Origin of the sequence: Gordonia sp. UCD-TK1, assembly GCF_001691435.1 — a bacterium.
In the GTDB taxonomy this organism is placed as follows: domain Bacteria; phylum Actinomycetota; class Actinomycetes; order Mycobacteriales; family Mycobacteriaceae; genus Gordonia; species Gordonia hongkongensis.
Map to the genome: position 1 here is coordinate 1 of NZ_LZMP01000005.1, position 25,638 is coordinate 25,638.

Annotated in this window: 22 protein-coding genes; 13 read left to right on the forward strand and 9 right to left on the reverse strand. The window is 67.8% G+C overall.

Features of this window, described 5'->3' with window-relative positions:
• Positions 1–486: 486 nt before the first annotated feature.
• The 3 genes from nrfD to fdh are packed head-to-tail and all read right to left on the reverse strand — an operon-like array spanning position 487 to position 5,975.
• Positions 487–1,599 (reverse strand): NrfD/PsrC family molybdoenzyme membrane anchor subunit, encoded by a 1,113-nt coding sequence (gene nrfD, locus A9310_RS04330; protein ID WP_065629530.1) that lies wholly within the window; start codon positions 1,597–1,599, stop codon positions 487–489.
• Positions 1,596–2,645 (reverse strand): 4Fe-4S dicluster domain-containing protein, encoded by a 1,050-nt coding sequence (locus A9310_RS04335; protein ID WP_065629531.1) that lies wholly within the window; start codon positions 2,643–2,645, stop codon positions 1,596–1,598. The genes nrfD and A9310_RS04335 overlap by 4 nt, the downstream gene beginning before the upstream one ends.
• Complete coding sequence (gene fdh, locus A9310_RS04340) at positions 2,646–5,975, reverse strand: formate dehydrogenase (RefSeq protein WP_175401074.1); 3,330 nt, start codon at positions 5,973–5,975, stop codon at positions 2,646–2,648.
• 165 nt (positions 5,976–6,140) lie between these two features.
• On the opposite strand from fdh, the gene A9310_RS04350 reads away from it, so the two are divergent.
• Positions 6,141–7,028, forward strand: coding sequence for an alpha/beta fold hydrolase (locus tag A9310_RS04350; protein ID WP_065629620.1), 888 nt, complete (start codon positions 6,141–6,143; stop codon positions 7,026–7,028).
• 14 nt (positions 7,029–7,042) lie between these two features.
• Here the strand turns inward: A9310_RS04350 and A9310_RS04355 are convergent, their stop codons facing one another.
• Both A9310_RS04355 and A9310_RS04360 read right to left on the reverse strand, forming a co-directional pair.
• The gene (locus A9310_RS04355; protein ID WP_065629534.1) at positions 7,043–8,590 is read right to left on the reverse strand and encodes an MFS transporter; all 1,548 of its coding nucleotides are present in this window, start codon (positions 8,588–8,590) and stop codon (positions 7,043–7,045) included.
• A complete protein-coding gene (locus A9310_RS04360) occupies positions 8,587–9,171 on the reverse strand; it encodes a TetR/AcrR family transcriptional regulator (protein WP_065629535.1) in 585 nt (194 codons plus the stop codon). The genes A9310_RS04355 and A9310_RS04360 overlap by 4 nt, the downstream gene beginning before the upstream one ends.
• Positions 9,172–9,279: 108 nt before the next feature.
• On the opposite strand from A9310_RS04360, the gene A9310_RS04365 reads away from it, so the two are divergent.
• On the forward strand, positions 9,280–10,377 hold the full coding sequence (locus A9310_RS04365; protein ID WP_065629621.1) for a GIY-YIG nuclease family protein: 1,098 nt from the start codon (positions 9,280–9,282) through the stop codon (positions 10,375–10,377).
• A gap of 96 nt (positions 10,378–10,473) precedes the next feature.
• A complete protein-coding gene (locus A9310_RS04370; protein WP_065629536.1) occupies positions 10,474–11,289 on the forward strand; it encodes an SDR family oxidoreductase in 816 nt (271 codons plus the stop codon).
• Between the two features lie 13 nt (positions 11,290–11,302).
• Here the strand turns inward: A9310_RS04370 and A9310_RS04375 are convergent, their stop codons facing one another.
• Positions 11,303–12,025, reverse strand: a complete 723-nt coding sequence (locus A9310_RS04375; protein ID WP_065629537.1) for a hypothetical protein — start codon at positions 12,023–12,025, stop codon at positions 11,303–11,305.
• A gap of 384 nt (positions 12,026–12,409) precedes the next feature.
• Here A9310_RS04375 and A9310_RS04380 point away from each other — a divergent pair, with 384 nt between their 5' ends.
• Positions 12,410–12,943: a hypothetical protein gene (locus A9310_RS04380; RefSeq protein ID WP_139104537.1), complete on the forward strand. Its 534-nt coding sequence runs from the start codon at positions 12,410–12,412 to the stop codon at positions 12,941–12,943.
• Between the two features lie 18 nt (positions 12,944–12,961).
• Entirely contained in the window at positions 12,962–13,465 is a 504-nt protein-coding gene (locus A9310_RS04385) for a hypothetical protein (RefSeq protein WP_223258926.1), read from the forward strand.
• 100 nt (positions 13,466–13,565) lie between these two features.
• Here the strand turns inward: A9310_RS04385 and A9310_RS25525 are convergent, their stop codons facing one another.
• Positions 13,566–14,117 carry a hypothetical protein gene (locus tag A9310_RS25525; protein WP_175401075.1) on the reverse strand — a complete coding sequence of 184 codons (552 nt, stop codon included), beginning with the start codon at positions 14,115–14,117 and terminating at the stop codon, positions 13,566–13,568.
• Between the two features lie 131 nt (positions 14,118–14,248).
• Between A9310_RS25525 and A9310_RS04390 the strand changes: the two genes are divergently transcribed.
• Complete coding sequence (locus A9310_RS04390) at positions 14,249–15,202, forward strand: adenylate/guanylate cyclase domain-containing protein (protein WP_065629539.1); 954 nt, start codon at positions 14,249–14,251, stop codon at positions 15,200–15,202.
• A 326-nt stretch (positions 15,203–15,528) separates the two neighbouring features.
• Here A9310_RS04390 and A9310_RS04395 read toward each other — a convergent pair whose 3' ends face one another.
• Both A9310_RS04395 and sigK read right to left on the reverse strand, forming a co-directional pair.
• Positions 15,529–17,766, reverse strand: a complete 2,238-nt coding sequence (locus A9310_RS04395; RefSeq protein WP_065629540.1) for an NADP-dependent isocitrate dehydrogenase — start codon at positions 17,764–17,766, stop codon at positions 15,529–15,531.
• 328 nt (positions 17,767–18,094) lie between these two features.
• On the reverse strand, positions 18,095–18,649 hold the full coding sequence (sigK, locus tag A9310_RS04400) for an ECF RNA polymerase sigma factor SigK (protein WP_065629541.1): 555 nt from the start codon (positions 18,647–18,649) through the stop codon (positions 18,095–18,097).
• Positions 18,650–18,904: 255 nt separating this feature from the next.
• On the opposite strand from sigK, the gene A9310_RS04405 reads away from it, so the two are divergent.
• The 7 genes from A9310_RS04405 (at position 18,905) to A9310_RS04435 (ending at position 25,627) form a co-directional block, all read left to right on the forward strand.
• Entirely contained in the window at positions 18,905–19,510 is a 606-nt protein-coding gene (locus tag A9310_RS04405; protein WP_065629542.1) for a DNA-3-methyladenine glycosylase I, read from the forward strand.
• A 29-nt stretch (positions 19,511–19,539) separates the two neighbouring features.
• A complete protein-coding gene (locus A9310_RS04410; protein ID WP_065629543.1) occupies positions 19,540–20,286 on the forward strand; it encodes an Asp/Glu/hydantoin racemase in 747 nt (248 codons plus the stop codon).
• Complete coding sequence (locus A9310_RS04415) at positions 20,283–20,678, forward strand: PPOX class F420-dependent oxidoreductase (RefSeq protein ID WP_065629544.1); 396 nt, start codon at positions 20,283–20,285, stop codon at positions 20,676–20,678. Before A9310_RS04410 ends, A9310_RS04415 begins: the two co-directional genes overlap by 4 nt.
• 241 nt (positions 20,679–20,919) lie before the next feature.
• Positions 20,920–21,018 carry a potassium-transporting ATPase subunit F gene (locus A9310_RS04420; RefSeq protein WP_083207256.1) on the forward strand — a complete coding sequence of 33 codons (99 nt, stop codon included), beginning with the start codon at positions 20,920–20,922 and terminating at the stop codon, positions 21,016–21,018.
• A 4-nt stretch (positions 21,019–21,022) separates the two neighbouring features.
• Positions 21,023–22,828, forward strand: a complete 1,806-nt coding sequence (kdpA, locus tag A9310_RS04425; RefSeq protein ID WP_065629546.1) for a potassium-transporting ATPase subunit KdpA — start codon at positions 21,023–21,025, stop codon at positions 22,826–22,828.
• Positions 22,829–22,872: 44 nt separating this feature from the next.
• On the forward strand, positions 22,873–24,987 hold the full coding sequence (gene kdpB / locus A9310_RS04430) for a potassium-transporting ATPase subunit KdpB (RefSeq protein ID WP_065629623.1): 2,115 nt from the start codon (positions 22,873–22,875) through the stop codon (positions 24,985–24,987).
• A gap of 4 nt (positions 24,988–24,991) precedes the next feature.
• Positions 24,992–25,627: a potassium-transporting ATPase subunit C gene (locus tag A9310_RS04435; RefSeq protein ID WP_065629547.1), complete on the forward strand. Its 636-nt coding sequence runs from the start codon at positions 24,992–24,994 to the stop codon at positions 25,625–25,627.
• The last annotated feature ends 11 nt before the right edge of the window (positions 25,628–25,638 follow it).

The window sequence follows — 25,638 nt, forward strand, 5'->3', positions numbered from 1 at the left end:
TCGTTGCCTCGTTGCCCACACAGATCATGTCGGTCGTTCACCTCGTCTTCGGTCGTCTCGATCGATCGTCGGTGTGAACCTTGGGGTGATCACCCTTGACGCGGCCTAATGGATCAGTGCTCACCCCACATGGTTCAGGGGGCACGACATCCCAGAAGCGTTCTAGCGGGTGATCCTTACCCGGCCGGGCCACGGTCTTCGTGTAGAAATCCGACACCGTTTCAGGGTCTCGGAGTGGTCACCGGCCGGGAAGGCTCACACAAACCAGCATCCCCTGCAGGACGCCGATCCACCCCCATTAGGGTCACGCAACGTGTCTCACCAGGCCCTTCGTGGCTCGTCGCTTGCGCTCCTCGCACCTCAGGGAGCAATGGGGACCGCCTTTTTCGGATAGAGAGCGGAGGGGGTGGCGCTTGCGCTCGGGAGCGGAGTGCGGCGCTGGCGCTCAGGGAGCAGCAGGGGGCGGCGCTCCTCAGGGGGCAGCGCTCAGGGCGCGGGCGGCCCGGTGGTGATCGAGTCGTCGGTGATTCCGGCGGCACGACGAGCCGCGAGGCGGCGCTTCTGCGGTTCGATCGTGTAGCGGGGGTTCTTGGCCGACTCGATGCCGGCGTCGAAGACGCCGAATCGCGTGCAGGCCGACGCGGCGAGCAGTGCGACTCCCGAAGCGACCGCCAGGGGGCGGGAGCGACCGCTGAGCAACGCGCCCACTCCGCCGGCGACGGCCAGTCGCTCGCTCCAGCGCAGCAGGGTGCCGGCCTTGCCGTGGTGGAGCGGTTCGGCGGCGACCGGGTCCATCCGTCGCTCCGTGAGTCGCATCGCCACGAGGTCGCCGACCACGCCCAGCGCCGCGAGCGTCCGTGCCGGCCCGGCCTGACCGACCGGCGTGGTGACCAGCGCCAGCCCGCTCGACGCCAGGCTCGCGGAACTGACGAACACGAACGGCAGGTCCCGGTGCATGGCGTTCCAGGTCGGCACGGCGGTATCGGAGAGCAGCACCGCGGTGTACACCGCGAGCGGCGGACCAGCCAGACCGGCGGCCAACCCGGCGGGGGCCTCGACGGCGCGCAACACCGCACGAAGCGGCCCGAGCGGCAGCCGCGCACCGGTCATCCGGTCGACCTCGGCGACCGCCGCGACGCCGAGTGCGCCGCTGAACGCCGACAGGATCCAGGAACCGACGCTCATCGGCGACGTCACCTTGAACGTGCGCAACATGTTGTAGAACCGGTCCGGCCGTCCGAGGTCGGCGACGAGCGCGATCCCGCCCAGACCCACGGCACCCAGACCACCGAGGCGGGCGTTGCGGCGCAACGCGTCCCGCCCGGTGAGCTGGGCCCCGGCGGCCAGGACGCCGGAGCCGCCGGCGACACCGCCGAGAAACAGGTAGGCGGCCACCTTCTCGTCCCAGGGTGGTGGCTTGACGACGGGATGCCCGTAATACGAGGTGAATTCGGCATCGGGCACCATCGACATCTCGCGGTTGCCGTCGCCCTGACCGAAACCTATACCCGGCCTTCGTTTTCCGCCACGGCCGAAACCCCGGCCGCGCCGCCGGGCCGGCTCCGGCGGACGGAAGGAGTCGAACTCCGACGAGGTCATCGGCCGCCCCGCAGGAACGAGAGTGCGGCGGCGGCCAGCATTCCGGCCGCCGCGATCCCGGCTCGCTTGTACATGGCCGGCAGGTCCGCGGTGCACACCCGCGGGTCCGGCGGCAGCCCGTAGACCTCGGGCTCGTCGAGCAGCAGGAACACCGATCCGGTGCCGCCGACACCGTCGTTCGGGTTGGCGCCGTAGAGCCGCGCCTCGGTCATGCCCTGCTCGTGCAGCGCGCGGACGCGGGCGTGCGCGTCGTCGACGAGGTCGTCGTGGTCGCCGAACTTGATCGACGTGGTCGGGCAGGTCTTCGCGCAAGCCGGTGTCTCGTCGTCGAGCAACCGGTCGTAGCAGAGCGTGCACTTCTGCGCGACACCGCGTTTGGGCACTTCGGGCTGCTCGCCCTTGCGTTCGCCGGAGCGGGTCGTCGGCGCGGCGGTGCCATCGGCCCGGCGCTCGACGACGCCGAACGGGCACCCGGCCACGCACGTCCCGCAGCCGTTGCAGACGTCGTCCTGGATCACGACGGTGCCGAACTCGGTGCGGAACAGCGCGCCGGTCGGACAGACGTCGAGGCACCCGGCGTGCGTGCAGTGCTTGCAGACGTCGGACGACATCAGCCAGCGGAACTCGGGGGTGTCGGGGACTTCGACTCGGCTCGTCGCTTCGCTCCTCGCCGGCTCAGCCGGCAGGGGAGAGGGCCTGGTCGGCAGAGACGAACGATCTTCAGGCGAGGAGCCGGGCATCGCGGGCATGCCCAGTCCGACGAGCGCACGCCCGGACTCGCGCGCCTCGGCGATGCGGTCGGAATTCTGCTCGATGAAGGCGACGTGGCGCCAGGTGCTCGCGCCGAGGGCGACGGTGTTGTCGTACGACATCCCGGTGAGGGCGAGGTCGCCGTCGCGCGGGTTGCCGTTCCATTCCTTGCACGCCACCTCGCAGGCCTTGCAGCCGATGCAGATCGAGGTGTCGGTGAAGAACCCCTTGCGCTTCTCGTGGGTGCTCCAGTGCGCGTCGGCGCTGGGATCGGATGGCCCGGACAGCTGTCCCATCTACTCCTCCGCCTTCCCGGTGATATGCTGGTTGTCGGTCTCGACGGTGACCCCGGCCCGCTCCTGGTAGGCACGCACCAGGTCGAGCAGTGCCCGGCCTTGCGGCCGGCGCCCGGCGATGACGTCGCACGAGCCCACCTTGGACTCCTGGATCTGCACGTTCGGATCCAGTGTGACCCCGATCAGGTCGTTGGCGGCGTCGCCGCTGACCACGGCGTCGGAACCCACGCCCCAGTGATAGGGGAGACCCACCTGATGCACCTGCCGGCCGTTGATGGTCAGCGGCATCATGCGGTCGGTCACCAGCACCCGCGCCTCGATCGCGGCGCGCGGCGACACGATCGTCGCCCAGCCCTCGTTGGTGAGGCCCCGCTCTTCGGCGAGTTCGGGTGAGATCTCGCAGAACATCTCCGGCTGCAGTTCCGACAGGTACGGCGTCCATCGGCTCATGCCACCCGCGGTGTGGTGCTCGGTGAGTCGGTACGTCGTGAACACGAACGGGTACACCTCGGAACCGGGGCTCTCGCCGCTGGGTGCGTCGAGATTGTCCGTGCGGGGGAACAGGACTCGCGATGGCGACTGCTGCTGGGGGTACAGCGCGTTGACCACCGGGGATTCCTGCGGTTCGTAGTGCGTCGGCAACGGGCCGTCGACCAGCCCGCGCGGGGCGTAGAGCCAGCCCTTCCCGTCGGCCTGCATGACGAACGGGTCGTCGCCGCAGAGGGCTTCGACGCCGCCGACCGACGGGTCGGGACGGGCATCGGGAGCCAGGTCGACCGGGAAGTCGGGCACGTCGGGACCGACCCACCGCCCGGCGTCGGCGTCCCATTCCATGTACCGCTTGCGTTCGCTCCACGGCCGGCCGTCGGGGTCGGCCGACGCACGGTTGTAGAGGATTCGACGATCCGCCGGCCACACCCAGCCCCACTCGTGCTGGGTGACCCCGCCACCGCCCTGCGGGACCCGGCGTGCGGCCAGGTTCGACGGCCCGACGGTGTCCGCGCCGGTGTAGACCCCGGTGTAGATCCAGCAGCCGCCCGCAGTCGAGCCGTCGCGCTTCATCTGGGTGTAGGACGTGAGGTTCGTGCCGGCGTCTTCGCCGGTCACGTGGTAGCCGTTGATCTCCGACAGCACCGCCTCGGGGTCGGGGTTGCCGTGGTCGTCGAGGGGATAGTCCCAGGTGACGTCGAGCAGTGGGCGATCGCGTTCGTCGGTCGACCCGGCGAGGCGTTCGCGGATCCGCCGCCCGAGTTCGTAGAAGAAGTCCATCTCGCTCTGGCACTGACCTGGTGGCTCGACCGCCTGGTGGCGCCACTGCACCATGCGCTGGGTCTGCGTGAACGAGCCGGCCTTCTCCACATGCGTGGCCGCGGGCAGGAAGAACACCTCGGTGGCGATGTCCTCGGTGCGCAGCTCGCCGGACTCGATCTCCGGGCCCTCCTTCCACCAGGTGGCCGTCTCGATCATGTTGAGGTCGCGGACGACGAGCCATTTGAGGTGCGACATCGCCATCCGCGCCTGGCGCCCGTTGGCCGATCCGACCGCTGGGTTCTGGCCGAGGACGAAGTAACCGTCGACCTTGTCGGCGAGCATGTCGACCGTCGTCTGGAAGGTCCCGGCGGGCCCGGTGAGCCGGGGCAGGTAGTCGTAACACCAGTCGTTCTCGGCGGTCGCGGCGTCGCCGAACCACGCCTTGAGAAGACTCACCATGTAGTCCTCGGCGTTGGCCCAGAAACCCTTCTCGGCCTTCGACGTGATCGCGCCGATGTAGTCGGCGAAACTGTCATGCTTGCCCGCCGAGGGCATCGGCAGGTACCCGGGCAGCAGGTTGAACAGCGTCGGGATGTCGGTGGACCCCTGGATGCTCGCGTGTCCGCGGAGGGCCATGATGCCGCCGCCGGGGCGCCCGACGTTGCCGAGCAGGAGCTGCAGGACCGACGCGGCGCGGATGAACTGCGCGCCGAAAGTGTGCTGGGTCCAGCCGGTCGCGTACCCGAAGCACGTGGTGCGCTCGCGGCCGGAGTTGTCGGTGACGGCCCGGGCCAGATACTCGAAGTCGCGCACCGAGATCCCGCACATGTCGCGCACCATCTCGGGTGTGTAGCGCGAGTAGTGACGCTTGACGATCTGGAACACGCTGCGCGGGTGTTCCAGGGTGTCGTCGCGCAGGGTCGCCCCGTGCTCCAGCGGCGGCCCGCCGGAGCCGTGCTCGTGCCCCACCGCGCGGTCCGTCACCCGCGGCCCGTCGTCCGGGTGGCCGGGCGACTCGACCTTGCCGTCCTCGCTGTCGCGGCCACCGTCGTCGGAGTGGGCGGACGGTTCCTCGTAAGCCCAACTGGTGGCGTCGTATTCGCCGGTCTCCGCGTCGAAGCCGGAGAACAGGCCGTCGAGATCCTCGGTGTCGCGGAAATCCGCGGCGATCAGGGTGGCGGCGTTCGTGTAGGCGACGACGTACTCGCGGAAGTACTTCTCGTGCGTGATGGCGTAGTTGATGAGTGCACCGAGCAGGACGACGTCAGAGCCGGCCCGGATGGAGATGTGCCGGTCGGCCACCGCAGAGGTACGGGTGAAACGCGGATCGACGTGAATGATCGTCGCGCCCTTGGCCTTCGCCTCCGACACCCACTGGAAACCCACCGGGTGCGCCTCGGCCATGTTGCCGCCCATGAGAACGATGCAATCGGCGTTGGCCATGTCCTGCAGTGATTGCGTGGCGCCGCCGCGTCCGAACGAGGCCCCCAGACCGGGAACCGTGGCGGAGTGTCATATGCGGGCCTGGTTCTCGATCTGGATCGCGCCCGCCGCGGTGAAGAGCTTCTTGATCAGATAGTTCTCTTCGTTGTCGAGGGTGGCACCGCCGAGCGAGGCGACACCGGTGGTCCGCCGGAGCAGTCGGCCCTCGTCGTCGCGGTCCTGCCAGCCACGGCGTCGGGCCTCGAGGAAACGGTCGGCGATCATGTCGATCGCGGTGTCGCGATCCAGGTCCTGCCACTCGGTCGCGTACGCGGCCCGGTAGCGGATCGAGGTCTGCCGCATCGGGTTGTTGACCAGCTGCTCGCTCGACGCGCCCTTGGGACACAGGCGCCCGCGGGAGATCGGGGAGTCCGGGTCGCCCTCGATCTGGACCACCCGCTCGTCCTTGACGTACACCTTCTGCCCGCAACCCACCGCGCAGAACGGGCACACGCTCTGGACCACACGGTCCGCGGTGGCGGTGCGCGGTTCGATGCCGCGTGTCCTCGCCGAGGTGACCGCCGGTCCGCGCCCGAAGACGTCGCCCGACCGCAACTGGCGGAACACCGGCCATTCGAGGGGGCTGAAGGCTGGCACCCGTCCGAGTCTAGACCTCGTCGTCTGCGGTTGCGTCTCGACCGTTGCTATCGTGGCGGGTGGAGTGCCGGGAAGTTTGGTCGGCTGCACGTGTGTCGTTGTCATCCCTTGCCGGGCTGATCATCGATGCCGTGTGCCGTGAAGACGCGCCGATGGGATTTCCTGATGACCACCGCATACAAGACCGAATCCGGCCGCGACGTAATCCGACGATGGTGCGAGATCCGGTTGTCGGCAGCAGATTGTGTTGCCGCGCAATGGAAAGTCCAGACGTCGGCGGGGCGGACCAGGATCGTTGCATCCCGGTCTCCCGACCCCGGGACGGCGGCACCCGCCGACCGGCGCACTGTCGTCGTGGTGCCGGGTACGAACATGAACTCGGCGACGATGATCCCGCTGCTGTCCGAACTCGCGCGGAACAACGACGTCATCAGTCTGGACGTGCCCGGCCAGCCGGGGACAAGTGCACCGGAACGTCCGCGGCGACGCGGTCGGATCCCTGCCTACGGGCGGTGGCTCGACGAGGTGCTCGGCGCGACGGTCGCCCATCCGGTGATCGTGCTGGGTCACTCGCTCGGGGCTGCGATCGCGTTGGCCGGTGCCTCATCGCTGATCGCCGGACGCCTACTCGTGTCACCTGCGGGCATCACCCGTTTGGCGGTCTCGCCTCGGACATTGCGCACAACCGTCTCATGGCTGGCCTCGCCTCGGCCGGAACGCTCGTATGATCTGCTGCGAATGATGACGGCGCCGGACAGAAACGTCGATCCCGCGCTGATCGCATGGATGGATCTGGTTGCCGGACACTGCCGTACGAGTCTGGCGCCGGGGCCGTCTGATGAATTGCCGACGGACCGCCCCTTGATGGTGGTCTCCGGCGACCATGACGTCTTCCTGCCGACACTGCGGCTGGCTGAGGTGGTACATGCGCGGCTCGACGTCGAGCTGAAAGTCCTGGACGACTGCGGCCACCTGGCTCCGCACGATCAGCCGAAGCGGATCGCAGAACTTCTCGACCGTCTCAACCGGGAGCTCGTCACCCCGCCCGGATGACAGGCACGACTACGTCAGTGCTGCGCGGCCGTGACATCCGTGCCGCGCGGCACGAGCGCGAAGACGGCCACGGCGACGGCGACGAGCGTGACCCCGCCGACCAGGCTCGTCTGCTGCATGGCGTCGGTGAACGCGGCCGCCGCCCGCTCCGCGAGGCCCGGTGCCCCGGCGGCTTCGGCGAGACCCATGGCGGCGCCGAGGGATTCGGCGGCCGCGTCGGTCACCTCGGCGGGCACGCCGGGGACGGGCTCGGCGGTCAGCGTGGTCCGATAGAGGATCGACGCCACGCTGCCGAGGATCGCGACACCGAGCACATTGCCCAGGTCGTAGGCGGTCTCTTCCAGCGCGGCGGCGTTGCCCGCCTTGGCATCCGGGGTGCCGGCCATGATCATCGCCGATGCGATGGCCAGTGATCCGATGCCGAATCCGACAAGCACCTGAGCGGTGGCGACGGTGCTGTAGGAGAGCCCGTCGGAACCGAGGAACATCAGCGCCATCCCGACGCCGGCGATGCCGATGCCGCCGGCCACGACGGCTCGGGCGCCGATCATCCGGGAGAGCGGGGCGGCGATCATCGAGGACACGATCGCCGCTCCCGCCACCGGCAACAGCCGCACACCGGCCGCGATCGGGGAGTGGCCCTCGACCAACTGGAGCCACTGGGCCAGCAGCAACAGCGCCGCCGCGAGTCCGAACATCGAGCCGAGCGCGGCGAGAACACCCGCACTGAACGGCCGGCTGCGGAACAACGAGACGTCGAGCAGCGGCTCGGTGCGTCGCATGCAGCGTCGGACGAACAGGGCCAGGATGAGGACCGCGCCGATCAGGGCCACCCAGGCGGCCGGTGCGAGGAGGCTCTCCTCCTTGGCGAACCGCTTGATGGCCCAGACCAGGGCGACCATGCCGGCGATCGACATCAGCGCACCGACGGCGTCCCACCGGCCCGGCTGCGGGTGCTTCGACTCCGGCAGGATCAGCACGGCGGCCACGATGGCGACCGCCATCAGCGGGACGTTGACGAGGAACGCGGCGCGCCACGAGAAGTACTCGAGCAGAACCCCGCCGACGATCGGGCCGACGGCCGCACCGAGGCCCGACACCGCGGCCCAGAGCCCGAGGGCGGTCGCACGCTCGGCGGGGTCGGTGAAGATGCTGCGCAGCAGGGACAACGTGGTCGGCATGATCATCGCGCCGCCGACGCCCAGCAGCACCCGGACCGCGATCACCGCCTCGGGTGACTCGGCCAGCAGGACCAGTGCCGAGGCCCCACCGAACACCGCGAAGCCGGTGACCAGCATCCGTTTTCGGCCCCACCGGTCGGCCAGTGAACTCATGGAGAGCAGCAGGCCGGCCAGGACGAGCGAGTAGGCGTCGATGATCCACAGCTGCTGATCGGCGGTCGGGCGCAGGTCGCCGGCCAGGTCGGGGAGTGCGACGTTGAGGATCGTGAGGTCGACGGTGATGACCAGCAGGCTGGCCGACAACACGGCGGCCGACGCCCATCGGCGCCGGAAGGACAGGCCGTCTGCGCTGGTGGTCTCGGTGGCGGATCGCTGGGTCATCGTCGGCTCCGGTCGTGCTCGGGGGAGGGCAGCCCGGTCAGGGCCGTGAGGGTGGCGGTCAGGTCGTCGAAAGACAGCGGCGTCCCGTAGAGGAGTGCGTGCATGGCCACGCCGTCGGTGTACGCGGCGATCGCGCGAGCGGCCGTCTGCCCGACGTGCGGGATGAGGATTTCGACCAGCCCGTCGGGCCAGCGAACCGCGAGCGGGCGGAGCGCGGGATCGAGGACGGCGGCCGACACGAGCGCGAGGTCGGCGCGGATCAACCGCTCGTCGGACAGATAGTCGTGGAGCGTCTCGGCGAAGACCGCCGCGGCTGGGCCGTGTTCGGCGAGGGTCTCGGCCACCTCGGCCAGGCCGGAGTCGATGTCGTCGGCCAGGCGGGCGAGCGCTGCCTCGCGCAGATCGTCGAGCGTGGCGAAGTACTGCGTCGTCGAACCGAGCGGCACACCGGCACGTTTCGCGACAAGCCGGTGGGTGAGCCCCTCGGAGCCCACCTCGGTGATGAGCGTGGCGGCGGCCTCGACAATGGTGCGTCGCCGTTCCTCGGGATCTCGTCGGCGGCGGGGCGCTGCCTCCGTCATAACTGTCCTCTCAAGCTAATGTACGGATGTACATGTACAAACGTACACTAGCGCTTTGTGGGTTCGCCTGTCGAGTGCTGGCATCATGCGACCATGGCGGTGAACAGGATCGATGCGGTCGAGCTGCCCCGGACGGCGCTCGGCGACTTCTTGTCGTCGTCGGCCTTCGCGGAGATGCTCGACCCGGACGACGAGCGCACGTCCTCCCGCGGTGCGGCGGCCCGGCGCGCCGAGGTCGCCGATGTGGTGCGCGCCGTCGACCGTTTCGCCGGCCGGCGATTCGTCGACCGGGAGCGCGCCGGCGAGGTCGTCTTCGGCGGGATCACCGCCGGGGGGCTCGGGGTCCGTCCTTCGGTGGTCGACGAGGTCCTCGCCCTGCTGCGGCCGGTCGGGGTCCCCGCGCCCGGCGCCCCGAAACCTGTTCCCCACGAAGCGCAAACGGTGCTCGGTAGTTACGTCTATGCACTGGTCGATCCGCGTGACGCCACGGTGTTCCACGTCGACGCCGGCCGCGGGAACCGCGTGTACCGCCATACCGCCGCCGCGCTGGCGGGCGACGCACCCGACCCTGCCGACATCGTCGGCGACGACGATCCGGCCGAGGTCGCGGCCGCCATCTCCGAGCGCATCCGCGACATCGACGCCGACGGGTTCGGCGTCGAACACTGGATTCTGCGGTACGACGTAGATTCCCTCGATTCAGCTGCAGCGCACGCGCTTTCGCTACGGCGCACGGTAGTCGACGTCGTCGCTCTGGCCGGATCGGCACTTCCGGAGACGCCGGATGCGCAGGGGCCGTGGCGCATCGAGGAGCTGATCCTGCGACATGCGGCGCTGGTGTCGCCGCCGTTGCCCGACGTGTGCGTGCTGGTGAAGGTCGACGAGTCCGCCCGCAGCGACGCCACTGCCGAGGTGATCTACGAATCCGCTCGCAGCGCTTGGCGTGCGGGGCCGCACCGGACCGTCCCCGATCTACCGGTGCTGGTGTTCGCCGACGATCTCGTCCGGGCCGTCCATCGTGTCGACTACTGGGAGTCCTACCGCGACGACGATGGCAATCTCGATCCGAAGCGGTGGGTGTACACCGGGAGACCCGACGCCGAACTCGAGGCCCGATATGTGGGCACCAGCCTGCGCGAGGTCCGGCAGGAACGCGGCGGCAAGTGGAATCCGTCCGGCTGGCACCCGTACGGACACGTTCCCTGAGCCTGTTCGTTGGAACAAAATCGCCTGTCGTGATCCGACGAGGGACGCGCGGTCTGGTAGTACTCGCGGCATCGTCCATCGACAGAAAGCCGGCGCATGTCCTCGGATCGACGCAGTTCATTCGACCACCGCACCGCCCTGATCACCGGCGCCTCCGCCGGGATCGGCAAGACGTTCGCGGAACATCTCGCCGCGGAAGGGTACGACCTACTGCTGGTCGCCCGTCGGGCCGAACGGCTCGACGAGTTGTCCGAGCGACTACATCGCGAGCACGGCGTTCGCTGTGAGGTGTTCGCCGGGGATCTGTCCGAACCCGGCACGCCGGCCGCGATCGTCGAGCGCGCCGATGAACTCGGGCTGGACATCGACGTGCTGATCAACAACGCCGGTATGTCGCTGAGCACCAAGTTCGCCGAGACGCCGTGGGAGGAGGTCGGAGGGCAGCTGCAGTTGATGCTGACCTCGCTGACCGAGCTGTCCCACCGCGTGCTCCCGGGGATGAAGAAGCGCCGGTGGGGGCGGATCGTGAACGTCTCGTCCATCACGGCTCTGCTGCCTCCCGCGGAGGGCCTGCTCTACTCCGCGATCAAGTCGTATGTGCTGCTGATGTCCCAGTCCCTGGACATGGAACTGAAACCGCACGGCATCCACGTGACGGCGCTCTGTCCCGGTTTCACCAGGAGTGAGTTCCACGATGCGATGGGTGCGGAGACCCGCGAGACCGCCGATCGCCTGCCCGGCGTGCTGTGGCAGGAGCCCGAGGACGTCGTGCGCGAGGGGTGGAACGCGGTGATGAAGGGCGACGCGGTGTGCGTGACCGGCATGGTGAACAAGCTGGTCACGACGGCCGTGCGTCCCATTCCGCCGGGTATCCAGTACTTCCTCGGCCGGACGCTCAATCCGTTCAAGTAGACGCCGGGGCGGCTCACTTTTTGGTGCGCCGACTCCCGCCGTGCCAGTCCTCCTCGACACCCGCCTCGCCGTCGGTCACTCCGAAGGCCCGCAGTTGTGGCTTCTCCCGCAGGCTCCGCTTGAGCTCGGCGAAACCCGGGAAACTCGCCAGGCCGATCACGTGGTCCCACAGGACGACCGCGTCGTCGTCACCTGGTAGACGGCTGATGACGGGCCCGGAGAAGGCAACTCCCTCGGGCGGCTGGAAGTGGATGATCGGCGTACCCACGTCGCGACCCGTCAGCGACAGGGCCTCGTCGGTCTCGGCCTGGATCTCCGCGTCGAACTCGGCGTCGTCGAGGGCGTTCGGGTGGTGCGCGGGTAGCCCGAGCTCATCCAGCACGGGCCCGAGGAACTCCGCGGTACCGCGGAAGTCGGTGGCGTCGACGGTGTAGGAACCGGTGTGCGCGTCGAAGATTCGTGTACCCAGCGCCTCGTAGAGCGGGCCGATGGCGGCCGGTCCGTGTTCGCCGCGGATGCTCGCCGCCGCGCGCAGGAGGCGGAGTCCGGCGGTGTGCCCGGCCTCGTACTCCGACGGGAACTGCGCGTCGTAATCGACGTGTGCGTTCAGCAGACGTAGCGAGATGAACCGCCATTCCACCGTGTAGTTCCGCTGGGCCTGTACTTTTCGCACCCATTTGCTCGTCATCCAGGCGAACGGACAGACGGGGTCGAAGTAGAAGTTGACGTCGGCCATGATCTCGACGGTAGACGACGGGACAGTCCTAGGTGTCGGCAGAAGCCGCGAACAACTGGTCGCCTAACCGGTACCGCTCGACTGAGTGACAGGTGAGCCTATGACGGGCTGGTTGGGATGGAGGAGGTGCTGCACAGTAGCGAGCGACGGCCGCTCGAGTGGACCGGTGTAGAGCTCGAGTGCCCAGTCATACACGCCCCGTAATCAGCCGGGGTGGGCGAAGCCGAAGCTGAAGAAGAATGGTTCAGGCGGACCACTGCGAGACCAATCTCATTCGTTCACCTCCGGCAGGACCGGAGCCGGCGCGGATATCGAGGTCAATCGGAGTACGGGTCAGGTGGAACGATTGCGGAGTAGTAGCGGTCTGCGAGAGAAGGAGTGACGGTGGAAGGGTTCTTCGTGCTGCTCACGCCACCGGTCGCCCTCGCGCTCATGTTCTGGGCGTGGACCATCTGGCTATCCTTCAGAGCCGCTGGCCGAAACATCCGACGATCTTCGGCCGCAGTTTCTGCGGTGCTGGCGATCTGCGGGGCAATTGCTTTCCTCGCGTTGACCAGTCTCGACGATTACAACGACTACCCCGGTCACACGTGTTCGGTGCGTGATGGGTTTGTACCCGTCGGCTTTCCCCCTGAGCAGCTACCACCGCCGCCTCCAGACGTGGTGAGCACATTCCATCCCAGCCTCGACTGGTCTCACCGATTCGAGCTCCTTCCCCTCGGCGTGCGCTGCACCTACTGGATTCGAGACGACCCCCGCATCACAATGAGCACCCACAGCCCCTGGCCGTACTCGGTGTGCAGCTACGGAGCGCTCGTCGTTGCCTTCGTCCAGGCCATCCGAGTCGTCAATCCCGACCTGCTCAGACGCGGTGCGCCGCCGCGGCCAGCGCGTGCAGGTGATGGCGGGCAGATGTAGGCGTGCCACAGTTGATGAGTGCGTACCAAGGTGTTGTTTTTCTGGGTGCTCGGTGGAATCATCACCGCCTTCGCCGCCGCGATCGTGCTCATCGGTGCCGCTGGTTGGCTCACTCTTCGCTCGTCGTGGTTCGAGGACAGCCTGTCCAAGGTGTCGGTCACAGAAGACGCCGACGGGGCTGAACGGATCGCCGAAGCCATGGGTGTTCACCTGAACGACAGCGCCATCAACTACGGGGAAGTGACATCGCAGTTGCAAGGCAAACCGAGTGCTTACCTCGTCGTGAAAGCGGACGGTGCGATGTTGCGCGACAGGATCATTCGGCAGTCACGGCTGCACTGTGCGACCACCGATCCGCCGAATATGGCGTCGATGCGCTCACCGTCGAGGCACGGCCCGCCGCCCTCACCGACTCTGATGGCATGTGGCCGGCCGGCTGGCGACTACAACGACCCGGCGTCAGCGGGGGAGTGGGGCGGTCATCTCACCGTCTGGTTCGAACCGATGCGCGACCTCATGTGATGGGTGTCTGTGGTCGCCGTGCCGTTCGCAGTCGAGCGGCCCGCCTGCAGCGAGGTCGTACCACTCCCGTTTCTGATCGAGCAGCCACGCCGCCGGGGAGCTATCTACATGTGCAGCGACTGCCACCTGAGCTAGGCTTCACAGCTCCCGGCCGCGATACAGGATGGTCGGTAGCAGCGCATCCCTTGTCATCTGTAGCGCTGCCACTAGGTCGGTCGGCGATGTCCGGCGTGCCATGATCGCGGTACGCGGTCACGCCAAGGTGGGATGCCGCGATCACGATCGCGGCTATCGTCATGGGGGCGCCGCCGACCATCAGCAGTCCCCAGAAGCCGGTCCAATGCGCAAGCCCGTAGACGGTCAAACCCGCCAATGCCGCTATTGCGATCCACGACACCCACCAGCGCATCACCAGCGCGGCGACAAGTGGTGCGGCACTGAGCAAGACACCGAGAGTCACAGGGGGCCACACGCCGTAGGCCGACCACACCGGGTCATCGCAGGTCGCGCCTGGGCGAACGCCAGGCTCGTCCAATTCGCCGATCTTGCCGCACGACATCGACGACCACCCAGCAGGCTCGAAAGCGTTCCACAGCGCGAACGCCAGGGCAAGCACCCCCAAGGCCACCCATGCCGCCCGCACCAACTTCATGGGCCGCACGCTACCTGCTCAGAACGCACTACGGATGGTACAAAGGCCGTTACATCAGCGTTTGCGGAACGGTGTCACCGAGGACGCGGCGGTGTCGGTTTCGCGATGAGCGGGGCCACTAGACTCGAGGCGTGACCGGAGCCGACGACTCGACACGTGACCGCGACCGCGACGGTCTCCCGGATCCCGGTCCGACCGACGACGATGCGACATCCGCCGCGGACGGCCCGGACGAACCCTCCGCAGCGAACGATAGGACCGGTGGGTCGACCCGTCATCGGGGCGACCGGCTTCCCGTCCGACGCGACGATCCCGACCGTCCCGGACCCGGGCGCCGGATGGCCGACCTGCTGGCCCGCACCGACTCCAGCGCCGGGGTCGTCAAGGCGGCTCGCGCCGCACGAGATCTGATCCCGCACGACGAGAGCCCGATCACCGGGCCCCGTGCATCCGACCGCGTGGCACGCCTCATCAGCGAGTCCCGGCCCGAAAAACCCAGTGCCATACGAGAGCTCGGCCTCGCATCGATCCAGGTGTGGCAGGCGTTGGTGACCACACGACGTCATCGATCCGAACGCACCCCAGTCCCCGCCACCATCTTGTTCACCGATCTCGTCGGATTCTCGACGTGGGCCCTGCATGCCGGAGACGACCAGGTCCTCCAACTCCTGCGCGACGTCAACGGCGTCACCGAGAACATCGTGCGCAGCCGCGGCGGACGCATCGTCAAACATCTCGGCGACGGGACGATGGCCGTGTTCATCGACGGTGTCAAAGCGATCGAGGCCGGTCACGAGGTGATCGTCGCCGTGAGTGCCCTGACGGTCGGGGACTACCGGCCACAGCTGCGAGCCGGTCTCCACACCGGCGAACCGCGGGCGGTCGGTGACGATTTCCTCGGTGTCGATGTGAACGTCGCCGCTCGGGTCGCGGCAGCGGCGGGAGCCGGTGAGCTGTTGGCCAGCGGAGCGACCGTCGAGGCCGCCGGCGCCGATCGGTACGCCACTCGTCGTCGGCGATTCCGCGCCAAGGGGGTACCGCACGACATCGAGGTGTTCTCCGTCGTGCCCCGCTACTCCGACTGATCGATCCCCGACCTGTTTGCTAGCAGCGTGTGTACGCCGAAGAGATCGAGAGGACTACGTGCGGCCGCGCCGAGCTTTACGGGCCGATGACGCGTTGCCTGTGCCCGCCGACACGCACGATGGGCGCACGACGGGCCGTGACCACCGCACGACTGGTCAACCCCGGCTGCGGCTCCCGCCCCTCGAGGGTCTTGTCGATCGCACGCACTACTCCACGGTCCGAATGTTGTTGACGCGACGGGCATCTGCGGCCAGCGTCTGATCCAGTTCGAATGGGTCTGATGAGTCGGCGTGGGCCTCACTCGAGACCCACGCCGACTTCCAAATCAGCGCTGCGCGTTCGCGAGTGCCTCGTTGAACGTCGTGCTCGGACGCATGACGGCGGCGGTCTTGTCCCAGTCGGGGTAGTAGTAGCCGCCGATGTCGACCTGCTCGCCCTGCACCGCGTTGAGCTCCTCGACGATCTTGTCCTCGTTGGCCGCGAGGGTTTCGGCCAGCGACGAGAAGTGCTTCGCGAGCTCGTCGTCCTCGGTCTGCGCGGCGAGTTCCTGAGCCCAGTAGAGCGCCAGGTAGAACTGGCTGCCGCGGTTGTCGAGTTCGCCGGTCTTACGCGACGGTCCCTTGTCGTTCTCGAGCAACTTGCCGGTGGCGGTGTCGAGGGCCTTCGCCAGGATGACGGCGCGCTTGTCGTCGAACTTCTTGCCCACGTCCTCGAGGCTCACCGCGAGCGCGAGGAACTCGCCGAGCGAATCCCACCGGAGGTGGTTCTCCTCGATGAGCTGCTTGACGTGCTTCGGTGCCGAGCCGCCCGCGCCGGTCTCGTAGAGTCCGCCGCCGGCCATCAGCGGGACGATCGACAGCATCTTGGCGCTGGTGCCGAGTTCCAGGATCGGGAACAGGTCGGTCAGGTAGTCGCGCAGGATGTTGCCCGTGGCCGAGATCGTGTCCAGGCCGCGGACGACGCGCTCGAGGGTGTACCGCATTGCACGGACCTGCGACATGACCTGGATGTCGAGGCCCTCGGTGTCGTGATCCGGCAGGTACTTGTGGACCTTCTTGATCAGCTCGTTCTCGTGCGGGCGGTACGGGTCGAGCCAGAAGAGCACCGGCATCCCGGAATCGCGGCACCGGTTCACGGCCAGCTTGATCCAGTCCTGGATGGGCGCGTCCTTGACGATGCACAGACGCCAGATGTCGCCCTCTTCGACGGTCTGGGTGAGCAGCACCTCGCCGGTCTCCAGATCGGTGATGTTGGCGGTGCCGCCCGCGGGAACCTCGAAGGTCTTGTCGTGCGAGCCGTACTCCTCGGCCTTCTGCGCCATCAGACCGACGTTGGGCACCGTGCCCATCGTCGTGGGATCGAACTGCCCGTTGGTCTTACAGAAGTTGATCATCTCCTGGTAGATGCGGGAGAAGGTCGACTCCGGGTTGACGGCCTTGGTGTCCTTGAGTCGGCCGTCGGCGCCGTACATCTTGCCGCCCGCGCGGATCATGGCGGGCATCGAGGCGTCGACGATGACGTCGCTGGGGGAGTGGAAGTTGGTGATGCCGCGGGCCGAGTCGACCATCGCCAGCTCGGGGCGATGCTCGTGGCACTTGTGCAGGTCGTCGATGATCTCCTCGCGCTGCGCGCTGGGCAGCGACTCGATCTTGCTGTAGAGATCCGACAGCCCGTTGTTGACGTTGACGCCGAGCTCGTCGAAGAGTTCGCCGTGCTTCTCGAAGGCCTCGCGGTAGAAGACCTTGACCGCGTGCCCGAAGACGATGGGGTGCGAGACGCGCATCATGGTGGCCTTGACGTGCAGCGAGAACATCACGCCGGTCTTGTAGGCGTCGTCGATCTGTTCCTCGTAGAACTTGATCAGGGCCTTCTTGCTCATGAACATGCTGTCGATGACGTCACCGTCGGTCAGCGACACCTCGGGCTTGAGCACGAGGGTCTCGCCGGAGTCGGTGATCAGCTCCATCTTGACCTTGCGGTCGCCGGAGACGGTCATCGACTTCTCGCCGTGGTAGAAGTCGCCTTCGCGCATGTGGGCGACGTGGGTGCGCGATGCCATCGACCACTCACCCATGCTGTGCGGGTGCTTCTTGGCGTACTCCTTGACCGCCTTCGGTGCTCGACGGTCCGAGTTGCCTTCGCGCAGAACGGGGTTCACGGCGCTACCGAGGCACTTGGTGTACCGGTCGCGAATCGCGCGCTCCTCGTCGGTCTTCGGGTTGCCCGGGAAGTCGGGCAGGTCGTAACCCTTGCCCTGGAGCTCCTTGATGGCGGCGAGCAGCTGGGGGACCGACGCGGAGATGTTGGGGAGCTTGATGATGTTGGTGTCGGACTTCTGGGTCAGCTTGCCGAGCTCGCCCAGGTTGTCGGTGACCTTCTGGTCATCGGGCAGGAGGTCGGAGAACTCGGCGAGGATGCGAGCCGCGACGGAGATGTCGCTGGTCTCGACGGCGATCCCGGCCGCCCCGGCGAACGTGCGCACGACCGGTAGAAACGCGTGAGTGGCGAGCATGGGTGCCTCGTCGGTCAGCGTATAGATGATGGTCGGCTGTTCGGCACTCATGCGATGTGTTCTCGATTCTGTCTTGGTCGACGCGTTTGTGTGTGCGGCCTTGTGGGTCCGGTTTTACCGATATCACGACGGGGATGGACTCGCGTGACATCCACCCATGATTTTGCCTGTCCGGGCCGGGCGGCGGGAGACGTGGTCGGTGGATTCGCGTCGAACGCCAGGTGGTAACGGCTGTGACCTGGCCTGCGTCCCAAAATTTGTGTGGTCGACGCCACAGCCGATTCGTCCGGGGTGCCGACATGAGTCGACCCCACTCGGTTGGCGGGTGATCGCCGTCGAGCGGGGTCGGTCGGGCCGGTGGGGCTTGGCGCGGGTGGTGTCAGGCGACGCGAACCGGCACGGTCTGCCGGAGTCTGATCAGGCCGTCCCGGATGCGGGACTTGACGGTCGGCAGGGCGACGTCGAGATGCTCGGCGACCTCGCGGTAGGTGAGCCCATGGAAGTAGGCGAGCTCGATCGCCCGGCGCTGCAGCGGGGTGAGGGTTTCGAGGCCGGTGTGGATCAGACGGGCGATCTCGCGTCGCTCCACCGATTCGCTGACCTCGTCGACCTCGCGACCGGTGTCGGCGATGCCGTAGGCGACGGTCCGGCGGGTCGCCGCCGACTCGGAGCGCACGCGATCGACCGCGCGACGATGCGCGAGAGTGAGAATCCACGACAGTGCGGAGCCGGACGCGGGATCGTAGGCGTCGGCATTGCGCCAGACCGCCAGGAACGTCTCCTGGGTGGCCTCCTCGCTGTAGCCCGGATCGCGGAGGACCCGCAGCGTCATGCCGTAGACCCGGTCGCACGTCGCGTCGTAGAACTGCGCGAACGCGTCCATGTCGCCGGTGGCCACCCGGGCGAGGAGAGTGCTCAGTTCGGTGTCTTTCATCACGAAGCTCCTTGCCGCAGATGGATTGTCCCGCTCTCGGGGCTCACGTCGGGCGGCATTGCGCCGGGTGGCCGAGTTGCGATGTGTCCAACGCTAGGCCCCGCGCTGCGCAAAGTGATCATCGCGACACACAACGGGACGCTTTCGCAATACTTGGTAACGAGGAGATAACGGCGGCGCTCGCGTCCTCCGAACCGTCGATGAGCTGGGATGTCGGTGTCGCGGAGTAGCCTCCTCGCGACGAGAGGGGCGTGCATGCCTGACGACACCATAACGATCGCCGACGGTCGAGCGCGTTGCCTGTGGGCGGCGCGTGAACCGGAGACCACCTACCACGACACGGAGTGGGGTTTCCCGATCGCCGGTGACACGGCGCTGTTCGAGCGCGTCTGCCTCGAGGGTTTCCAGTCCGGGCTGAGCTGGCGGACGATTCTGATCAAGCGGGAGAATTTCCGGGCCGCGTTCGCCGGATTCGACATCGAGCGCGTGGCACGCTTCACCGAGGCCGACGTCGCCAGGCTGCTCGCCGACGCCGGCATCATCCGACACCGCGGCAAGATCGAGGCATCGATCAACAATGCGCGCCGGGCCGTCGAACTGATCGACGAGCAGGGGTCGCTGGAGTCCTATTTCTGGAAATATGCCCCCGCCGGGGACCATGTGCCGGGTTCGATGACGACCTCGCCCGAGTCGCTCGCTCTGTCCAAGGACCTGAAGAAGCGCGGCTGGCGGTTCGTCGGTCCGACCACGATGTTCGCCCTCATGCAGGCGACGGGCATGGTCAACGACCACGCCTACGGCTGCGTGGTCCGCGAGGACGTGGATGCGGCGCTGCGCAAGGCGAGCCCGCACAAATTGTAGACAATCCGACAATGTGCCATCATCCGTGCATGACGGCCCAGATCGGTATCGGGATGGTGTGCCCGTTCGACATGGCTCTCGATCGTGAGCTGTGGCGGTGGATGCCGGATTCGGTGTCGCTGTACTTCACCCGCACCGGTTTCATCGACGCGCCGGTGGACGTGGAACTGTGCCGCGACCTCAACAACCACGCCGAGATCGCCGCCGCCGTGCGCGCCGTCTCGTCGGTCGGTCCGCGCTCCTTCGGTTACGCCTGCGCGTCGGGCAGCTTCGTTTACGGGATGGCCGGTGCGCTCGAGATCTCGAACTGCATGGTCGCGGCCGGCGCCGACCGGGCGGTGACGACGTCCGAGGCCCTGATCCGCGCCCTCGATGCGCTGAACGTCGGCACGCTCTCGGTCGCCACGCCGTACACCGCGTCCCTCACCGGCCTGCTGTGCGATTTCCTCGCCGAGTCCGGCCGGAGCGTCGTCGCCCAGGCGGGGCTCGGGCGGAACTCCGAGATCTGGACCATTCCGTACCACGTGACCGCTGACCTCATCCGCGCCGCGGACCACCCCGACGCCGAGGCGATCTTCGTGTCCTGCACCAACCTGTGGACCTACGACATCCTCGCCGGCCTCGAAGCCGAACTCGGCAAGCCCGTCCTGTCGGCGAACCAGGTCACCGCCTGGGCGACCCTGTGCGACGCCGGAGTCCTCGGCGAGATCAACGGGCCCGCGGGCACGTCGGACGGCCATGCGCAGACACTGTTTGCCCGTAGCATTGCCGCATGACCTCGAGCGCGGCGACATTCGGCGAAGCAGGCACCGCCAAGTACGTGAATCTCACGACCTACCGCAAGGACGGCACCGCGGTGACCTCGCCGCTGTGGGCGGCGCTCGACGGCGACCAGCTCGTCATGTGGACCGTCGCGGATTCGTGGAAGGTCAAGCGCCTCCGCCGGGATCCGCGCGTCGTCGTGCAGGCCTGTGATGTGCGGGGCCACAAGTCTTTCGGCGCACCGGTCAGCGGTACCGCCGAAGTGCTCGACGCGGCGGACAGCGGCCGCGTCAAGAAGGCCATCGCGGACAAGTACGGACTCCTGGGCAAGATCACGATCCTGGGCAGCAAGCTCCGCCGGGGCGATCACGGCAGCGTGGGGATCGTCATCACGCCTACGACGTAGAGGTCCGCACCGCGCGGATGTCAACGCCGCATCAATAACGGCGTGGCCCGCGTATGGAATGCGTTAAGGACTCTTTCGCGGCCCGTCGGGCTGCGTGATCCTTCGACGTGGCCACCGAGTGGTGGATGTCGATGTGATCGGAGAGTGACTGCGTGGCGGACCTCGTGTACGTGCTGCCGGCCCTCGCGGGGTTCGCCCTGTGCGTGCTGGCGGTGCGAGCCCTCGATGTCAGGACCAAGTCGTGACCGCCGACGGGGTGACCAACGTCGTGCTGCTGGCGCTCGCAGCCGCGACCGTGGTGTTCCTGCTCGTCGCGCTGATGTTCCCGGAGAGGTTCTGACGCCGTGAACCCAACTGTTGCGGGACTGCTCCAGGTGGCCGCGCTCGTCGTCATCCTCGCCGTCGCCTACATCCCGTTGGGCGATCACATGGCGCGGGTGTACAGCAGCGACAAGGACCTGCGCGTCGAGCGCGTCCTCTACCGGATGGCGCGGGTCGATTCGCGCCGCCAGCAGACCTGGGTGGGTTACGCCCTTGCGGTGCTGGCCTTTTCGCTGATCTCGTTCCTCGTCGTCTACCTGCTGCAGCGTCTGCAGGGGGTGTTGCCGTGGTCCGACGGAAAGTCCGGTGTGGCCCCGTCGATGGCGTTCAACACCGCGATCTCCTTCGTCAGCAACACCAACTGGCAGTCCTTCTCGCCCGAAGTGGTGATGAGCAACCTGACACAGATGCTCGGCCTCGCCGTCCAGAACTTCGTCTCGGCAGCGGTGGGTCTGGCGGTCGCGATCGCGGTCATCCGCGGGATCGTGAGCCGCCGCGGAACCGGCGAGATCGGGAACTTCTGGGTGGACCTGGTGCGCGGATCGGTCCGAATCCTGTTGCCGCTCAGCCTCGTCCTCGCGACACTGCTGATCACCCAGGGGCTGGTGCAGTCCTGGCACACCGGGTTCGGGTGGACCACCCTCGACGGTGCCGACGCGCGGAGCATGCTCGGCCCGTTCGCCTCGCAGGAGGCCATCAAGGAACTCGGCACCAACGGTGGCGGGACACTGTCGGCGAACTCGGCACACCCGTTCTCCAACCCGACGCCGCTGTCGAACCTGTTGGAGATCGCCGCACTCCTGTTGATCCCGGTCTGCCTGACGCGCACTTACGGAACACTCGTCGGCGACCGCCGGCAGGGACTGACGCTGCTGGCCGTGATGGCCGCGATCTGGTCGCTGATGCTCACGCTCGTATGGGTCTTCGAGAGCCGCACCGCCGGGGCCGCTTCCGCGGCTGCCGGGGCGATGATGGAAGGCAAGGAGGTCCGGTTCGGGATCCCCGGATCGGCGCTGTTCGCGGTGTCGACGACCGGCACGTCGACCGGCGCGGTGAACTCCGCGCACGACAGTTTCTCGGCGGTCGGCGGCGGCGCCGTCCTGTGGAACATGCTGCTCGGTGAGGTCGCACCCGGCGGTGTGGGATCGGGTCTGTACGGCATCCTCGTGATGGCGATGATCACCGTCTTCATCGGTGGTCTGCTCGTCGGGCGCTCGCCCACCTTCCTCGGTAAACGCATCGGACAGCACGAGATCACCATGGCCGCGCTGTACGTGCTGGTGATGCCGGCGCTCGTGCTGATCGGCACCGGGATCTCCATGATCCTGGGATCGACGACGCAGGCGCAGGGCAACAGCGGAGAGCCGGGCACTCCGGGCTCGATCCACGGGTTCAGCGAAGTCCTGTACGCGTACGCGTCGGCGGCGAACAACAACGGCAGTGCGTTCGGCGGACTCACGGTGACCGGTGACTGGTTCCAGACCTCGCTCGGCATGGCCATGCTCTTGGGCCGTTTCCTGCCCATCGTGCTGGTGCTCGCGCTGGCCGGGCTGCTCGCCCGGCAGACGCCACGCGGTGGTGACGCCCGGTCCGGGGACCCCGCGCGACCGTCGGCCGCCACCGGGGACCGAGTCGGCGGCGCGTCGACCGCGGTTCTCACCGTCCCTGCCGACACCGCCACCGATGACGTTGCGGCGGAGACGCGTTCGACCCTGCCCACCTCCGGACTCCTGTTCGGATTCCTCCTGACCGCGACCATCGTGCTCGTCGCCGGTCTCACCTTCTTCCCGGCCATGGCGCTGGGACCGATTGCCGAGGCACTGCTGTGACCACACAACTCGTCACCACCGACGATCCCGACAAGACGAGCGTCGTGGATCCCACCGACCCCGAGCCGACACTGGTGTCGCGCGGCGCCTTCGACGGGCGTTCGCTGGTGACGTCGATGCCGCTGGCACTGCGGAAGCTCAGCCCGCCCGATCAGGCCCGGAACCCGGTGATGTTCGTCGTGTTCCTCGGCGCGGTGGTGACCACCGCGCTCGCGGTGCTGCGGCCGTCCTGGTTCAGCTGGACCGTCGCCGCCTGGCTGTGGTTCACCGTCCTGTTCGCCAACCTCGCCGAAGCCGTCGCCGAGGGACGCGGCCGGGCGCAGGCCGACAGCCTTCGAAAGGTGAAGCGGGACACCGTCGCCCGTCGGCTCATTGTCGACGACGACGTCGCCGGGGTCGGGGCGACCCAGGAGGTCGCCGGCAGCGACCTGCGGATCGGCGACCTCGTCGTGGTCGAAGCGGGCGAGGTCATCGCCGGTGACGGCGACGTCGTCGACGGGATCGCCACCGTGGACGAGTCGGCGATCACCGGTGAGTCGGCGCCGGTCGTCCGCGAATCCGGTGGCGATCGCTCGGCGGTCACCGGCGGAACCGTGGTGCTCTCCGACCGCATCGTCGTTCGGATCACCACGGCGCCGGGCGAGACCTTCGTCGACCGGATGATCGCGCTCGTCGAAGGTGCCGCCCGCAAGAAGACCCCCAACGAGATCGCGCTGGACATCCTGCTGACGAGCCTGACGGTGATCTTCCTGCTCGCGGTGGTCGCCGTCGGGCCGATGCAGGAGTACGCCGGGCAGTCGCCCGATCCGGTGAAGCTGATCGCGTTGCTGGTGTGCCTGATTCCGACGACCATCGGCGCGTTGCTCAGTTCGATCGGCATCGCCGGCATGGATCGGCTGGTGCAGCGCAACGTCCTGGCCATGTCGGGGCGCGCGGTCGAGGCGGCCGGCGACATCGACACCCTGCTGATGGACAAGACCGGGACGATCACCTACGGCAATCGTCGTGCCACCGACCTGTTCCCGGCACCGGGAGTGTCCGTCGAGGAACTGGCACGGATCGCCCACCGGTGCAGCCTTGCCGACGACACTCCCGAGGGACGAAGCATCGTCGACCTCTGCCGGACCGCGTACGGGGTGGCCGCCGACGTGGAGACGGGCCCAGACCGTCCGGTCAGCGACACGATCATCCCGTTCACCGCGCAGACCCGGATGAGCGGCGTGGACTCCCGGGCCGATGGTGTGACAAACGGCGGGGCCACGGTCGAATACCGCAAGGGCGCCGCCGATGCGGTCACCCGGTGGGTCACGGCCGGGAATGGCGTTGTCGACGACACGGTCGCCGCCGACGTGGAACGGATCTCGTCGGCGGGTGGCACACCCCTGGTGGTCGGCGTCCGTGCCCACGGGCAACCGGCCCGGGTCATGGGCGTGATCGCCTTGTCCGACGTGGTGAAGCCCGGCATGACAGCGCGGTTCGCGCAGCTCCGCGCGATGGGCATCCGCACCGTGATGGTCACCGGCGACAACCCGCTCACCGCCCGGGCCATCGCGACCGAGGCCGGTGTCGACGACTTCGTCGCCGAGGCCACACCCGAGCAGAAGCTGGATCTCATCCGCTCGGAGCAGGCCGCCGGGCGTCTGGTCGCGATGACCGGCGACGGTACCAACGATGCACCGGCGCTGGCGCAGGCCGACGTGGGGCTGGCGATGAACACCGGGACATCGGCGGCCAAGGAAGCCGGCAACATGGTGGATCTCGACTCCGACCCGACGAAACTCATCGAGGTCGTCGGCATCGGCAAGCAGTTGCTGATCACCCGAGGTGCCCTGACGACGTTCTCGCTCGCCAACGACCTCGCGAAGTACTTCGCGATCCTGCCCGCGATGTTCACCGCCGTCTATCCACAACTCGACGCCCTGAACATCATGGGCCTGCATTCGGCGCAGTCGGCGATCGTGTCCGCGGTGATCTTCAACGCACTGATCATCGTGGCGCTCATCCCGCTGTCGTTGCGCGGCGTGCGCTACCGGCCGGACTCGGCGTCGAAGTTGTTGGGCCGCAACCTACTCGTCTACGGAATCGGTGGGGTGGTCACGCCGTTCGTCGGCATCTGGCTGATCGATCTCCTCGTTCGTCTTCTTCCGGGAATGGGATGACGTCATGAACACAGTCTGGTCCGGCTTCGTCCGGCAATGCGTCGCCGCCGCGGGCATGATCCTCGGTCTCACGCTGATCCTGGGCCTCGCCTATCCGGCTGCCGTGTGGGCGATCTCGCGGGTGAACACCGACGGGGCGGAGGGCTCGCGGGTGTTCGATACCGCGGGATGTGCGGTCGGCTCGACGCTGATCGGTGTCGACCCGCAGGTCGAAGCGGGTGCGCCCGATCCGTATCTGCATGCTCGGGTCGTGGGCGCCCCGGGTGAGCCGATGGCGACCGGGGACCCGGCAGCGTCCGCGGCGACCAATCAGGGGCCCAACAGCGAGGCCCTGCTGACCAACGTCACCGCGCGTCGCGCGCTGATCGCCGCACGGGAGGGAGTGACACCCGCGCAGGTGCCCGCCGACGCGGTGACCGGGTCGGCGTCGGGACTCGACCCGCACATCAGTCCCGCCTATGCCGGGCTACAGGTCGCCCGGCTCGCGCGCGAGAACCGTCGGTCACCCGCGGAGATCGAGGCGGTCATCGACGCGCACACCGAGGGCAGACAGTTCGGATTCCTCGGTGAGCCCCGCGTGAACGTCCTCGAGGTGAACCTCGCGCTGGGGCACGCGCCGCCCGGCTGTCGCGCCCCGTGAGCGCGGTTAGA

What these genes read in the sequence shown, in the direction of transcription:
- nrfD (WP_065629530.1), bottom strand. Translation starts at nt 1,599, where the DNA reads ATGACCTCGTCGGAGTTCGACTCCTTCCGTCCGCCGGAGCCGGCCCGG.
- A9310_RS04335 (WP_065629531.1), bottom strand. Translation starts at nt 2,645, where the DNA reads ATGGGACAGCTGTCCGGGCCATCCGATCCCAGCGCCGACGCGCACTGG.
- A9310_RS04350 (WP_065629620.1), top strand. Translation starts at nt 6,141, where the DNA reads ATGACCACCGCATACAAGACCGAATCCGGCCGCGACGTAATCCGACGA.
- A9310_RS04355 (WP_065629534.1), bottom strand. Translation starts at nt 8,590, where the DNA reads ATGACCCAGCGATCCGCCACCGAGACCACCAGCGCAGACGGCCTGTCC.
- A9310_RS04360 (WP_065629535.1), bottom strand. Translation starts at nt 9,171, where the DNA reads ATGACGGAGGCAGCGCCCCGCCGCCGACGAGATCCCGAGGAACGGCGA.
- A9310_RS04370 (WP_065629536.1), top strand. Translation starts at nt 10,474, where the DNA reads ATGTCCTCGGATCGACGCAGTTCATTCGACCACCGCACCGCCCTGATC.
- A9310_RS04375 (WP_065629537.1), bottom strand. Translation starts at nt 12,025, where the DNA reads ATGGCCGACGTCAACTTCTACTTCGACCCCGTCTGTCCGTTCGCCTGG.
- A9310_RS25525 (WP_175401075.1), bottom strand. Translation starts at nt 14,117, where the DNA reads ATGAAGTTGGTGCGGGCGGCATGGGTGGCCTTGGGGGTGCTTGCCCTG.
- A9310_RS04395 (WP_065629540.1), bottom strand. Translation starts at nt 17,766, where the DNA reads ATGAGTGCCGAACAGCCGACCATCATCTATACGCTGACCGACGAGGCA.
- sigK (WP_065629541.1), bottom strand. Translation starts at nt 18,649, where the DNA reads ATGAAAGACACCGAACTGAGCACTCTCCTCGCCCGGGTGGCCACCGGC.
- A9310_RS04405 (WP_065629542.1), top strand. Translation starts at nt 18,905, where the DNA reads ATGCCTGACGACACCATAACGATCGCCGACGGTCGAGCGCGTTGCCTG.
- A9310_RS04410 (WP_065629543.1), top strand. Translation starts at nt 19,540, where the DNA reads ATGACGGCCCAGATCGGTATCGGGATGGTGTGCCCGTTCGACATGGCT.
- A9310_RS04415 (WP_065629544.1), top strand. Translation starts at nt 20,283, where the DNA reads ATGACCTCGAGCGCGGCGACATTCGGCGAAGCAGGCACCGCCAAGTAC.
- A9310_RS04435 (WP_065629547.1), top strand. Translation starts at nt 24,992, where the DNA reads ATGAACACAGTCTGGTCCGGCTTCGTCCGGCAATGCGTCGCCGCCGCG.